Here is a 13,322-nt window from a genome sequence, read left to right as displayed (position 1 = left end):
TTTATATGTTGCTGATAATGTGATATTTTTTTACTTTTTGTTGTTATGGCGATACTGCGGTTTTAGACGTGGGTATAATTAATTGCATACCAATTTGGAGATATTCATAAGACCAATTTCAAACACCTCAGGCCAGGCCGTTGAAAGTTGTTTCTATTTCGCGCCAGCCCTGCATATAAGGCGATAATCTCCTTCATTTTCGCTATAGATACGGCTTATAATCCCCGACCTTTGATTATTTTTTTGCCAATCGTTTTGGAAGCAATATGAGCGCTATCTCCCTGATCCAACCGGATCGCGACCTTTTCTCCTGGCCGCAGTACTGGGCCGCCTGCTTTGGGCCGGCGCCGTTTTTGCCGATGTCACGTGACGAGATGGATCAACTTGGCTGGGATAGCTGCGACATCATTCTGGTGACGGGCGACGCGTATGTCGACCATCCGAGCTTCGGCATGGCGATTTGCGGTCGTATGCTGGAAGCGCAGGGCTTCCGCGTGGGGATCATCGCCCAGCCGGACTGGAACAGCAAAGACGACTTTATGCGTCTGGGAAAACCGAACCTGTTCTTCGGCGTCACCGCTGGCAACATGGACTCGATGATCAACCGTTACACCGCTGACCGTAAGCTGCGCCACGATGACGCCTACACCCCGGATAACGTCGCGGGCAAACGCCCGGACCGCGCCACGCTGGTCTATACCCAGCGTTGCAAAGAAGCGTGGAAAGATGTCCCGGTGATCCTTGGCGGCATTGAGGCCAGTCTGCGCCGTACCGCGCATTACGACTACTGGTCTGATACTGTGCGTCGTTCAGTGTTAGTCGATTCCAAAGCCGACATGCTGATGTTTGGCAACGGTGAGCGTCCGCTGGTGGAAGTGGCGCACCGTCTGGCAATGGGCGAAACCATCGATCAGATTCGCGACGTGCGTAACACTGCGATTATGGTTAAAGAAGCTCTGCCTGGCTGGAGCGGCGTCGACTCCACTCGTCTGGACACGCCGGGTAAAATCGATCCAATTCCCCATCCCTATGGCGAAGACCTGCCGTGCGCCGACAACAAACCCGTCGCGCCGAAAAAGCAAGAAGCCAAGGCGATTACCGTGCAGCCGCCGCGTCCGAAGCCGTGGGAAAAAACCTATATCCTGCTGCCATCCTTTGAAAAGGTGAAAGGCGACAAGGTGCTGTACGCCCATGCGTCACGTATTCTGCATCACGAAACTAACCCTGGCTGCGCGCGGGCGCTGATGCAAAAACACGGCGACCGCTATGTCTGGATCAACCCGCCCGCCATACCGCTCTCCACTGAAGAGATGGATAGCGTGTTTGCGCTGCCGTATCAGCGAGTGCCGCACCCGGCTTACGGCAATGCCCGTATTCCGGCCTATGAGATGATCCGCTTTTCGATCAATATCATGCGCGGCTGCTTTGGCGGCTGTTCTTTCTGCTCGATCACTGAACATGAAGGGCGCATCATTCAGAGCCGCTCGGAAGACTCTATTATCAACGAGATCGAAGCGATCCGCGACACGGTGCCGGGGTTTACCGGCGTGATCTCCGATCTGGGCGGTCCTACCGCGAACATGTATATGCTGCGCTGTAAGTCGCCGCGTGCGGAGCAGACCTGTCGTCGACTGTCATGCGTCTATCCGGATATCTGTCCGCATATGGATACTGACCATACGCCGACGATCAATCTTTATCGCCGCGCCCGTGAGCTGAAAGGCATTAAGAAAATCTTAATTGCTTCCGGCGTGCGCTACGACATCGCCGTAGAAGATCCTCGCTATATTAAAGAGCTGGCGAGCCATCATGTGGGCGGCTATCTGAAGATTGCGCCGGAGCATACTGAAGAAGGGCCGCTGTCGAAAATGATGAAGCCGGGGATGGGCAGCTACGATCGCTTTAAAGAGTTATTTGACCTTTACTCTAAACAGGCCGGAAAAGAGCAGTATCTGATCCCGTATTTTATCTCTGCGCATCCGGGCACGCGGGACGAAGATATGGTGAATCTGGCGCTGTGGCTGAAGCGCCACCGCTTCCGTCTGGATCAGGTGCAGAACTTCTACCCGTCGCCGTTGGCGAATTCGACCACCATGTATTACACCGGCAAAAACCCGCTGGGTAAAATTGGTTATAAGAGTGAAGATGTGGTGGTGCCGAAGGGAGACAGGCAACGTCGCCTGCATAAGGCGCTGCTGCGTTATCACGATCCGGCGAACTGGCCGCTGATTCGCCAGGCGCTGGAAGCGATGGGGAAAAAGCACCTGATTGGCGGTCGCCGTGAGTGTCTGGTGCCTGCGCCGACCATTGAAGAGATGCGCGAAGCGCGTCGCCAGAACCGCAATACCCGCCCGGCGTTGACCAAGCATACGCCGGTGGAACATCAGCGGCAGGGGCTTGCCGCTAATAAGAAGCGCGGGAAAGGCGCAGGGCGTTAAACGGTTTTACAGGTACCCTGTCAGGCTGGATAAGGCGAAGCCGCGATCCAGCGATTATTTTGCCTGATGGCGCTGTGTTTATCAGGTCCACAGATCGACCCAGGCCGAACACCATCCGGCAGAAGTGCTCCGTATTTATGCCTCACGAATTCTGGCCGCCAGCGCGGCCAGTTTTTCATCATCAGCCCGTTCATGATCGTGTGACGACAGATATCCTTCATACTGTTCGAAAAATTTATTCTGCCGCGATTCAATCGGTTTCCAGTGGGTTAAATCGCCAGTACCGTGCATGGGGCTTAATTTACTGTGCACATGGTCTACGCCGAAACCTTCGAAGAACATTCCCGTACGACTGACATCCGGGAAAGCCTTATCCAGTTTCTTCGCCACTTTTTGGGTCGCCAGCATCAGGTCCGCTAACGCCTGCGGCGGTAGATCGAACGCGTAGCTGGGGTAATGTTTTTTCGGGATCACTACGGTAAACCCATCGGTATTCGGAAAAATCGACAAAAAAGCCAGGTGATGCTCATCTTCCCAAACTTTATGACAAGGTGCTTTACCTTCAACTATTTGACAGAAAATGCAGGTCATTCCATTTCTCCGTTAACCGAGGGCTTATCGATGCGTTAAGCGTTTAATACAACCCTAACACTTTCCACCATGCGAGGCCGACTGTCAAAAAGACCGCCTGATTAAAGAGGCTGATAATAAATCCCGTTCGCCACCAGACGCCCGTCGGTACATAGCCGGCGCCAAAAAGAATGGGGCCGCGTGCGTGGGTATACTGCGTAAGAGAGCAGTACAGGCTGCTGGTAAACGCCAGCATAAGCGCCATCGGCGCTGCCGGTATATTCAGATGCAGACCGACACCCAGAAACACCGCATACAGCGCGGCGATTTGCGCGTTGCCGCTGGCGAAAAAATAGTGGGTATAAAAATAGGCTGCGTTAAGCAGCAGCAGAATGATTATCCAACTGGTTCCATGCATCGTACTGCCGATGCTGTCGCCAATCAGGTTGCCAAACCAACTGGTGAATCCTAGTTTCTTCAACTGGTTAGCCATCATCAGCAGCGCGGCAAACCAAATCAACGTATCCCAGGCGCCTTTTTCGCTTTTAACGTCTTCCCAGGTGAGCACGCCGCTCAGTAATAAAATCGAGAGACCGACAAAAGAGGCCGTCGTGGCATCCACGCCGAGCGAGCTGCCAAAAATCCATAGCACCAGCAACACGCCGACGGTCGCCAGCATGAGCCACTCGCCGCGCGTCATACTGCCCATTTGCGCCAGCTCTTTGCGCGCCAAATCCGGCGCATCCGGCGTATGTTTAATTTCCGGACGGGTCAGCCAGTAGACCAGCAGCGGGACGATAAGAAAAGAGACCAGGCAAGGCAGGAGCGCGGCGATAAACCAGCTTCCCCAGCTCAACGTAACGCCGGCGTTCGCCGCCAGTTTTACCGCCAGCAGGTTACCCGTATAACCGGTCATAAACAGTGCGGCGGTGACGTCGTTAACATTGCCAATACAGGTGATCAGAAAGGTGCCGATTTTGCTGCGAGACTCATCTTCCGGATGTGAATCAAAGCTGCGCGCCAGCGAGTCGGCGATCGGGTAAATCACGCCGCCGCAGCGCGCGGTGTTACTGGGCATCGCGGGGGAGAGGATCAGATCGGCAAACGCCAGACCATAAGCCAGACCCAGCGTTCGTTTACCTAACAGACGGATCATTTGTAGGGCGATACGCCGACCCAGCCCGGTTTTGATAAACCCACGGGCAATCATAAAGGCGACGACGATAAGCCAGATCAGCGAACTGTTCAGCTCGCTCAAGGCCGTGGTAATCGCGCCGCTGGCCGTTTTGTCGCCGGCAGCATAGGCGAGCGCAAAGACGGTGATGCCGATAATACCGACCGCGCCAATAGGCAGCACTTTCGCCACGATAGAGGCGATCGTCGCGACAAAAATAATCGCGGAATGCCAGGCCGGCGCGCTTAACCCGGAAGGGGGCGTTAGCTGCCACAGCCCGGCGGCGATAACCAGAATAAGAATAAATGGGAGCCATTTGACGCCCTGAGATTTTTTTTCCGCCACAATCACACATCCATAAATATTTTATATGTATTAAGTAAATTCATAATAAATATGAATAAATATTCACAAAATCAGAATAATTCTGCGCTTGTGTGTGGGGGAAATATACTGTTAAATGCGCGTAATTGTTTCTTAATATTTCGGAATGCAAAAAAACCCGACGACATCGTCGGGCATGGCGTGCGATAAATCCGGCTTAACCGCCGAACTGATCCGGATCGGGGCCGAGGCGTTTTCCTTGATCCAGTTTTGCGATCTCGCCTAATTCATCTTTATCGAGACGGAAATCCCAGACAGCAAAGTTTTCCGCGATACGGGAAGGGGTGACGGATTTCGGAATGACGACCAGCCCGCAGTCCAGATGCCAGCGAATAACAATCTGGGCGGGCGTTTTGCCGTATTTATCCGCCAGTTCGCGAATCACTTTCTGATCGAATACGCCTTCGCCGCCCTGCGCCAGCGGGCTCCAGGACTCGGTCTGGATTTTATGCGTCGCATTCCACGCATGTAGCTGGCGCTGTTGCATCAAGGGGTGAAGCTCGATCTGGTTGATCACAGGGGGAACGCCGGTTTCATCGATCAGACGCTGGAGGTGATGGATCTGAAAGTTACAGACCCCGATACTCTTTACCAGCCCCTCTTTTTGCAGCGCGATCATGCCTTTCCAGGCGTCGACATAGTGATCGATAGCCGGTACGGGCCAGTGCATCAGATAGAGATCGAGATAATCAAGCTGCAGTTTTTTCAGGCTCTCCTGCAGGGCTTCGCGGGGACGTTTTTGATCGTCATTCCACAACTTGGTGGTGATAAACAGCTCTTCCCGCGCTACGCTCGCTGCTTTTAGCGCTTTGCCGACGCCTTCTTCATTCTGATATGCTGTGGCGGTATCAATCGATCGATAGCCCACCTCCAGCGCTTTATGAATCGCCGCGATCACCTCTTCATTGCTTGCTTTCCAGACTCCCAGCCCAAGTTGTGGCATTACGTTGCCATCCTGTAGCCTGATAATGGTTGGATTAGCCATGATGTGTTCCTCTTTTAATTGGCTCGCCGGAGTCGGGTCCGGCGAGACTAAGTGACTTAAGTCTGGACGAAATGGCCAAAAACGAAAGTCAGAGGCGAAAAAACCTTAGCGCGCCGCTTCATAAATCCGACGGCTGACATCCAGCGTAATATCCTGATTTTCACCTAAATTTGTGCATCCATGCGCCTCAAGTTTAGCCAGTAGCGCCGGAATAGTGCTGCCATCCAGACCGTAATCGGACAGACGGGTAGGCACGCCCATCTGTTCAAAGAAACGGCGGGTGGCGGCAATGGCGGCATCAATACTCTCGTCGTCGGAACCGTCGGTGATATTCCATACACGTTCAGCATATTGCAGGAGTTTTGCACGTTTAACGTCTCGTTTTTCGTTCCATAGCGCAGGCAGAATGATAGCCAGCGTCTGGGCATGATCGAGACCGTGCATCGCGGTAAGCTCATGGCCCAGCATATGCGTCGCCCAGTCCTGCGGAACACCAGCGCCAATCAGGCCATTCAACGCCTGAGTAGCGGCCCACATCACGTTGGCGCGGACGTCATAATTTTCAGGCTCTTGCAGCGCTTTGGGACCTTCTTCGATCAGTGTGAGTAAAATACCTTCGGCGAAACGATCCTGAATTTTGCCGTTAACCGGGTAAGTGACGTACTGCTCAACGGTATGGACGAAAGCATCCACGACGCCGTTCGCAACCTGGCGCGGCGGCAATGTATAGGTGTAGACCGGGTCCAGTACGGCAAACACCGGTTGCACGAACGAGGAGTGGAAGGCCTGTTTGTCGCCAGTGGTTTTACGGGAAATGACTGCGCCGGCGTTCGATTCTGAGCCGGTTGCCGGTAGGGTCAGCACAGACCCCATCGGGATTGCGCTACGAATCTCAGTACCGCCGGTTTCCAGAATGTGCCACGGATCGACGCCGTCCGTATACTGCGCCGCTGCGGCGATAAATTTGGTGCCGTCCAGTACGGAACCGCCGCCAACGGCCAGCAGGAAGGTAATATTTTCGTCGCGCACAAGCTGCACGGCCTTCATCAGCGTTTCATAGGACGGGTTCGGTTCAATACCGCCAAACTCCCGAACATCCAGTCCTTTTAACGCTTCCTGAACTTGCGCCAGTACGCCGGTCTTTTTCACGCTACCGCCGCCATAGGTAATCAGCACGCGGGCGTCCTGCGGGATTTGATCGCGAAGATCGACGATAGCGCCTTTACCAAACAGAATGCGGGTAGGGGTATGTAATTTGAAATTGTTCATTGCTCATTCCCTTATGTGGGTAAAAAGAGGGCAGGCGGCTGTCTGCCTGATGGTCATCATTGTGGTCTTGTGAGGGATGTCTCTCAATGCACATTTCTGCCAATGTTTTGCCTATTTCTCCAGAATGCTGGAGAAAATCGCTAAAAATGCGCACAATCCAGCGGAGTGGATTTGATGAAAAAATGGCGCGTTATGAATCGTGAAGCAATTTGCTTACAGTTGGCGGATAAAATTAATCATTTAAAAAATAATGATAAAATAATCAGCGAGCAGCTGGCGGGCATTCGTCTGTTGTATGGTGTTGAACCGGGGCCGCGCACGCCGGTCATGTATCAGCCTGGCATCATATTTCTCTTTTCCGGCCATAAAATTGGCTATATTAACAAGCGCAAGTTTCGTTATGACGCTAATGAATATCTTTTACTGACCGTGCCGCTCCCTTTTGAATGCGAGACCTGGGCGACGCCGGAGGTACCGCTGGCCGGTATTCGGCTCGACATTGATGTGCTGCAACTGCAAGAGTTGCTCATGGACATTGGCGAAGATGAGCGTTTCCAGTTGCCGATGGCGGCCAGCGGGATTAACTCCGCCACGTTGTCGGACGAGATTTTATGCGCGGTGGAAAGATTGCTGGATGTGATGGAACGCCCGCTGGATGCGCGGATTCTGGGAAAACAGATTATTCGCGAAATTCTTTATCATGTGCTGATGGGGCCGCGCGGCGGGGCGCTGCTTGCGCTGGTTAGTCGCCAGACGCACTTTAGCCTGATCAGTCGCGTACTTAAACAGATCGAAATGAAATACACCGAGAACCTGAATGTTGAGCAACTGGCGGCAGAAGCGAACATGAGCGTGTCGGCGTTTCACCATAATTTTAAGGCGGTCACCAGCACCTCGCCGTTGCAGTATTTAAAAAGCTACCGACTGCATAAAGCGCGGATGATGATGATTCACGACGGTATGAAGGCCAGCGCCGCGGCGATGCGGGTCGGCTATGAGAGCGCATCGCAGTTTAGCCGGGAGTTTAAACGTTATTTTGGCGTTACGCCGGGCGAAGATGCGGCAAGAATGCGGACAATGCAAGGGAGCTAAGTGGGGCATCCCGCCACGGGTCAACGAAGCGTAACCGGGCCATCCTGGCCGATTATGGATACGTCAGGCGTTACAGTATTTCTTTTTAATCACCACGACCAGCGTACCTAACAGCCCGGCGACCAGTAGCGCGACGGGAAGGATCATTAAAAATGTCATTACCTGGTCTTCATGGCGCTTAACAAACGGGATCATACTGAGCGCGTAGCCGAAGCTGGTCACGACAGTCACCCACAGCAGGCCGCTTAACCAGTTAAAAAACTGAAACCGGCGGTTGGACAGGCCGGAAATACCCGCCATTGTTGGCAGCAGAGTGCGGACAAACGCCAGAAAGCGCCCGGCAAGCAACGCTAACAAACCGTGACGGTCAAACATGCAGGTGGCGCGCTGATGATATTTTGCCGGAAGCTGCGCTAGCCAGCCTTTGACGGTACGCGTATTACCGAGCCAGCGTCCCTGGATATAACTTAGCCAGCAGCCGAGACTGGCCGCGGCGGTGAGAATGCCAATCGTCGGCAAAAAATGCATCACATCCTGGGCGATCAACGCGCCTGCCAGTAGCAGCAGACTATCGCCGGGTAAGAATGACGCTGGCAGCAGACCGTTTTCTAAAAATAGCGTGGCGAACATGACAAAGTAGACGACGCTAACAACGTGTGGATTCGCCAGCGCGGCAAAATCATGTTGCCAGAGCGCAGCGATAATATCTTGAATGACAGCCATGAACTTTCCTGTGGAACAGCATTTACGCTTTTATCTGCCTATTGTACTCCTGAATCGTCCGGGATGCCTTGATCCCGGACGCAACAAACGCAGACTTTTCCACGGAAATTGTCTGCATATATGTCCATCCACGGCAACTTTACACAATTCTGGCGAAGCCGGCGGCTAAATCAGCGATCAAATCATCAACACTCTCTAAACCAATATGCACCCGAACCAGCGTACCGGTAAAATCTACGCCGCCTGCGGGACGAATCGCGGCGATCTGTTCCGGCTGATTAGCAATAATCAGCGATTCGTAGCCTCCCCAGGAGTAGGCCATACTGAACAGCGAAAAGTTATCCAGATAGGCTGATAATTCTGCCTCGGTCAGCTTTTTATTGAGCACAAAGGAGAACAGGCCGCTGCTGCCTGTAAAGTCTCGTTTCCAGAACGCATGACCTTTGCTACCCGGCAGGGCCGGATGATTAACGCGCGCGACCTGAGGATGGTTCGCCAGCCATGCGGCGATTTTGAGGCTGCTTTCTTGATGCTGGCGCAGTCGGACACCGAGTGTGCGCAGACCGCGGCTGGTCATATAAGCCGTGTCGGCGTCGAGCATTTGCCCCATCAGATAGGCGTTTTCCCGCAATTGTTCCCAGCAGCGCGCATTTGCAACGGCAGTCCCGACCATCGCATCAGAATGACCAATCAGATACTTAGTGCCCGCCTGGATAGAGATATCAATATCGAATTCCAGAGCTTTGAACAGAACGCCAGCCGCCCAGGTATTATCAATCATGATGACGGCTTCTGGCGCGACGCGTCTGACCGCACTAACAATGCTCGGAATATCATGTACTTCCATGGTAATAGAACCGGGGGATTCCAGAAATACGACTTTCGTGTTCGGTTGAATATGTTGCGTGATATCAGCGCCGATGAGCGGGTCGAACCAGCTTGTCGTCACGCCCAGTTTGCCGAGAATTTTGCTGCAGAAATCCTGGCTGGGTTCATAGGCTGTGTTGGTCATCAGGATGTGGTCGCCCTGCTCAACGAATGCCAGAATGGTGTTGGCGACCGCCGCCGCGCCGCACGGGAAGAGCGCGCATCCGGCGCCGCCTTCCAGTTCACACATGGCTTCCTGGAGCGAAAAGTGGGTCAGCGTTCCCCGGCGTCCGTAAAATAATTCGCCGTTGGCGCGATTGCGGGTAGCGTGTTTTTTGGCCTCGACGGTGTCAAACACCAGTGAAGAAGCGCGTTGAATCACACTATTCACTGAGCCAAGCGTGTATTTTTTGCTGCGTCCTGCGTTTACCAGTTTGGTATCCAACTGTTTATCCGTCATGTTGCGTTTCCTGATTTTAACCGTCTGGATGTCTAAACTAGCATGAATATAACCATCTGCACCCTGGCGACGTGTGATACAGATGAAAATTTTGCCAAAATAAAAACAGGTGGCTTTTTTAATGCGTAAGCGCAAAGAAAAAGCAGTAAAGGTGCGGCAGTATGTAAATAGTAATGAGAACGACTATCAATTCGACGTTGTTTTGATATTATTATGCTCAGATTTTGTGATTTGCGTCCTGGAGATACAGAGTGGGTAATAATTTGATGCAGACGGATCTTTCCGTCTGGGGCATGTATCAGCACGCCGATATTGTCGTGAAGTGCGTGATGATTGGTTTGATTCTGGCGTCAGTCGTCACCTGGGCTATCTTCTTCAGTAAAAGCGTTGAATTTTTCACGCAAAAGCGCCGCTTAAAGCGCGAACAACTGCAATTAGCCGATGCGCGCTCTTTAGATCAGGCTTCCGACATTGCGGCAGGTTTCAGCGCAAAAAGCCTCAGCGCACAGCTCATCAATGAAGCGCAGAATGAACTGGAACTCTCTCAGGGCAGCGAAGATAACGAAGGGATTAAAGAACGTACCGGCTTCCGTCTGGAACGTCGCGTCGCAGCGGTGGGCCGCTACATGGGACGAGGCAACGGTTATCTGGCGACGATCGGCGCCATTTCCCCCTTCGTCGGGTTGTTTGGCACCGTATGGGGCATTATGAATAGTTTCATCGGTATTGCGCAAACGCAGACCACCAACCTGGCGGTGGTTGCTCCTGGTATTGCGGAAGCGCTGCTGGCGACGGCGATTGGGCTGGTAGCCGCGATCCCGGCGGTCGTCATTTACAACATCTTCGCACGTCAGATAGGCAGTTACAAAGCGACGCTGGGCGACGTGGCGGCGCAGGTATTGCTGCTGCAAAGCCGCGATCTTGATCTGAATGCGAGCGCCAGTGCGCAGCCGGTACGCGCCGCGCAGAAATTACGGGTAGGGTAATGCGTCATGGCAATGCGTCTTAACGAGAACCTGGATGACAACGGCGAAATGCATGAAATCAACGTGACGCCGTTTATCGATGTCATGTTGGTTCTGCTGATTATCTTTATGGTGGCTGCGCCGCTGGCGACGGTGGACGTCAAGGTGAATCTGCCCGCTTCTACCAGTACGCCACAGCCGCGTCCGGAAAAACCGGTTTATCTGTCGGTGAAAGCGGATAACACCATGTTTATCGGTAACGATCCGGTGACGGATGATACGATGATTGCCGAGCTAACGGCCCTGACGGAAGGGAAAAAGGATACTACGATTTTCTTCCGCGCGGATAAAACCGTAGAGTATGAAACCCTGATGAAAGTGATGGATATGCTGCATCAGGCGGGCTATCTCAAGATTGGTCTGGTCGGCGAAGAGACCGCGAAAGCGAAATAAGTATTCTGCTGATGCTGTAGGCCGGGTAAGGCGAAGTCGCCACCCGGCTTTTTTATTGCCTAAGATGGCGCCTTGCTTAACAGAAGTGCGCCATCGTAATCGACTTCATGCGTTAGCCTAAATGTTCCCCGCCGCACACGCCGTGCACTTCTGCGGTAACGTAACTGGATTCCTGGCTTGCCAGATAGACATACACCGGCGCCAGCTCTGCCGGTTGGCCGGCCCGCTTCATTGGCGTCTGCTGACCAAACTGCGGAATTTTATCCTGGGTTTGACCGCCGGAAATTTGCAGCGCTGTCCAGATAGGGCCAGGCGCGACAATATTCACACGAATTCCTTTTTCCGCCACCTGTTTCGCCAGGCCACGGCTGTAATTGAGGATTGCCGCCTTGGTTGCCGCATAATCCAGCAGGTGCGGACTGGGCTGATACGCCTGGATAGACGACGTCGTGATAATACTGGCGCCTTTTGGCAGCAGCGGAATCGCTTCCTGGGTTATCCAGAACAGGGCAAAAACGTTAACGGCGAAGGTTTGCTGAAATTGCTCGCTGGTCAGATCTTTTATCTCCGGGATTGCCGTTTGTTTACCGGCTACCAGCGCCAGAATGTCCAGCCCGCCCAGCGCTTCACGCGCCTTATGGACCAGCGAACGGGCGAAAGATTCGTCGCTAAGATCGCCTGGCAATAACACCGCTTTACGGCCGCACTCCTCAATCAGCGCTTTAACCTGCTGAGCGTCCTCTTCTTCCGCTGGCAGGTAGTTGATCGCGACATCTGCGCCTTCACGCGCGTAAGCGATAGCGGCAGCGCGCCCAATCCCGGAGTCGCCCCCTGTCACCAGCGCCTTACGATCTTTAAGGCGACCACTGCCGACATAACTTTTTTCACCACAGTCAGGAACAGGCGTCATTTTCGCCTGGACGCCGGGCGCCGGCTGTTTTTGCTTAGGATACTCGCCGGTGTAATACTGCGTGGTAGGGTCGTATAGATGAGACATTGAGCTTCTCCCTTCAGGTTGAACACCCTTTAAGCTTAGACACTTTTACTACCGTAAGAGGGAGAATCAGAACGATCCTTATGCTTCGCCCGTATTCACAACAGAGTTAACTAGCCATGAAGGTTATTTTTCTTGCCGTGCGACGGTGGTGACGTTGCGCGTCCGGTAGTCGCCATCGGAAAGCTTACGCGTCAGACGTAGGGTTGCCGTCTCGCGAGCCAGCAGATGCTGCCAGTCACTTTCAAGACGAGACATAATTTTGTCTCGTAATTCAGGATGCTGCTCGATAATGGCATTGATGGTCGCGCCATAAATCTCCTCTTTGACCTGTAACGCATACATCTCTCGTCGGTTTTGCCACTTCAGGCGCACTAACGCCGCCGGTATGGATACCACCTCCTGCGTTACCTTTTCCAGGGTGGCATTTTTGCTGGCGATTAGCGCTGCAAGATTTTGCTTTAAGATAAATTCATCACTTTTATGGTTGTCTAAAGCCAAATAAACGTTATTGTCTTCAACTTCTTTCATCTTTATCTTCCAGTGAATAAAATAGCGGCATATTGGTTTCGCGAGTGATTAAATTAAGCCAAATGGCATTGCCTTTTTCATTTATCATTGCGGTTTTATCCGCCAGTATTTTACTTAGCATTTGGGCATCAATATCGCCTTCTGCCTGTAGTGCGTTTATCAGGCGGGCAAACGTTTCAATTTTAGCCACACAATACAGACGTTCTTTAATATGACGGTCGCGTTCTTCAAATAATACGTTTCTGTGTTGCCCGGTTGCGTTAGCGCAAATTAAAATATCGGGCTCGTAATCGCTGAGTTTTGTCTTTCCCTGAAGCAAATTTTTACTGTTTTCTGTGGCTTCAGGGGGCGGCGATGACAGGCGAAAATGAGAGGAAACCAGATGCTCAGGAAGCATGACTAAATATCCTTTACGAT

12 protein-coding genes and 1 pseudogene are annotated in these 13,322 nt (G+C 52.7%); 4 read left to right on the top strand and 9 right to left on the bottom strand.

Features of this window, described 5'->3' with window-relative positions:
• Positions 1–266: 266 nt before the first annotated feature.
• On the top strand, positions 267–2,438 hold the full coding sequence (locus HV477_RS16750; protein WP_001274458.1) for a YgiQ family radical SAM protein: 2,172 nt from the start codon (positions 267–269) through the stop codon (positions 2,436–2,438).
• A gap of 135 nt (positions 2,439–2,573) precedes the next feature.
• On the opposite strand, the gene HV477_RS16745 is transcribed toward HV477_RS16750, so the two are convergent.
• The 4 genes and pseudogenes from HV477_RS16745 to yqhD form a co-directional block, all read right to left on the bottom strand.
• Positions 2,574–3,029, bottom strand: coding sequence for an HIT family protein (locus HV477_RS16745; protein ID WP_000128242.1), 456 nt, complete (start codon positions 3,027–3,029; stop codon positions 2,574–2,576).
• Positions 3,030–3,072: 43 nt separating this feature from the next.
• Positions 3,073–4,558, bottom strand: a pseudogene (locus HV477_RS16740) (DASS family sodium-coupled anion symporter).
• Positions 4,559–4,723: 165 nt separating this feature from the next.
• Complete coding sequence (dkgA, locus tag HV477_RS16735; RefSeq protein WP_023203797.1) at positions 4,724–5,551, bottom strand: 2,5-didehydrogluconate reductase DkgA; 828 nt, start codon at positions 5,549–5,551, stop codon at positions 4,724–4,726.
• Positions 5,552–5,656: 105 nt separating this feature from the next.
• Positions 5,657–6,820 (bottom strand): alcohol dehydrogenase, encoded by a 1,164-nt coding sequence (yqhD, locus tag HV477_RS16730; protein WP_079899314.1) that lies wholly within the window; start codon positions 6,818–6,820, stop codon positions 5,657–5,659.
• Positions 6,821–7,012: 192 nt separating this feature from the next.
• On the opposite strand from yqhD, the gene HV477_RS16725 reads away from it, so the two are divergent.
• A complete protein-coding gene (locus HV477_RS16725; protein WP_024133738.1) occupies positions 7,013–7,912 on the top strand; it encodes an AraC family transcriptional regulator in 900 nt (299 codons plus the stop codon).
• A gap of 63 nt (positions 7,913–7,975) precedes the next feature.
• Here the strand turns inward: HV477_RS16725 and yghB are convergent, their stop codons facing one another.
• On the bottom strand, positions 7,976–8,635 hold the full coding sequence (gene yghB, locus HV477_RS16720) for a DedA family general envelope maintenance protein YghB (RefSeq protein ID WP_000268441.1): 660 nt from the start codon (positions 8,633–8,635) through the stop codon (positions 7,976–7,978).
• Positions 8,636–8,774: 139 nt separating this feature from the next.
• Entirely contained in the window at positions 8,775–9,962 is a 1,188-nt protein-coding gene (gene metC, locus HV477_RS16715; protein ID WP_000130265.1) for a cystathionine beta-lyase, read from the bottom strand.
• A 251-nt stretch (positions 9,963–10,213) separates the two neighbouring features.
• Between metC and exbB the strand changes: the two genes are divergently transcribed.
• Both exbB and exbD read left to right on the top strand, forming a co-directional pair.
• The gene (gene exbB, locus HV477_RS16710; protein WP_000527859.1) at positions 10,214–10,948 is read left to right on the top strand and encodes a tol-pal system-associated acyl-CoA thioesterase; all 735 of its coding nucleotides are present in this window, start codon (positions 10,214–10,216) and stop codon (positions 10,946–10,948) included.
• 6 nt (positions 10,949–10,954) lie between these two features.
• Positions 10,955–11,380 (top strand): TonB system transport protein ExbD, encoded by a 426-nt coding sequence (gene exbD, locus HV477_RS16705; RefSeq protein WP_001251476.1) that lies wholly within the window; start codon positions 10,955–10,957, stop codon positions 11,378–11,380.
• Between the two features lie 112 nt (positions 11,381–11,492).
• On the opposite strand, the gene HV477_RS16700 is transcribed toward exbD, so the two are convergent.
• The 3 genes from HV477_RS16700 to HV477_RS16690 form a co-directional block, all read right to left on the bottom strand.
• Positions 11,493–12,377 (bottom strand): SDR family oxidoreductase, encoded by an 885-nt coding sequence (locus tag HV477_RS16700; protein WP_000019032.1) that lies wholly within the window; start codon positions 12,375–12,377, stop codon positions 11,493–11,495.
• A 123-nt stretch (positions 12,378–12,500) separates the two neighbouring features.
• The gene (locus HV477_RS16695) at positions 12,501–12,905 is read right to left on the bottom strand and encodes a hypothetical protein (protein WP_000665657.1); all 405 of its coding nucleotides are present in this window, start codon (positions 12,903–12,905) and stop codon (positions 12,501–12,503) included.
• The gene (locus HV477_RS16690) at positions 12,892–13,302 is read right to left on the bottom strand and encodes a hypothetical protein (protein WP_079899315.1); all 411 of its coding nucleotides are present in this window, start codon (positions 13,300–13,302) and stop codon (positions 12,892–12,894) included. The genes HV477_RS16695 and HV477_RS16690 overlap by 14 nt, the downstream gene beginning before the upstream one ends.
• Between the last annotated feature and the right edge of the window lie 20 nt (positions 13,303–13,322).

It is taken from the genome of Salmonella sp. SG203 (assembly GCF_013350575.1).
Lineage (GTDB): Bacteria > Pseudomonadota > Gammaproteobacteria > Enterobacterales > Enterobacteriaceae > Salmonella > Salmonella enterica.
The sequence above is the reverse complement of the archived record's forward strand: the minus strand, read 5'-3'. Positions and strand labels throughout refer to the sequence as shown.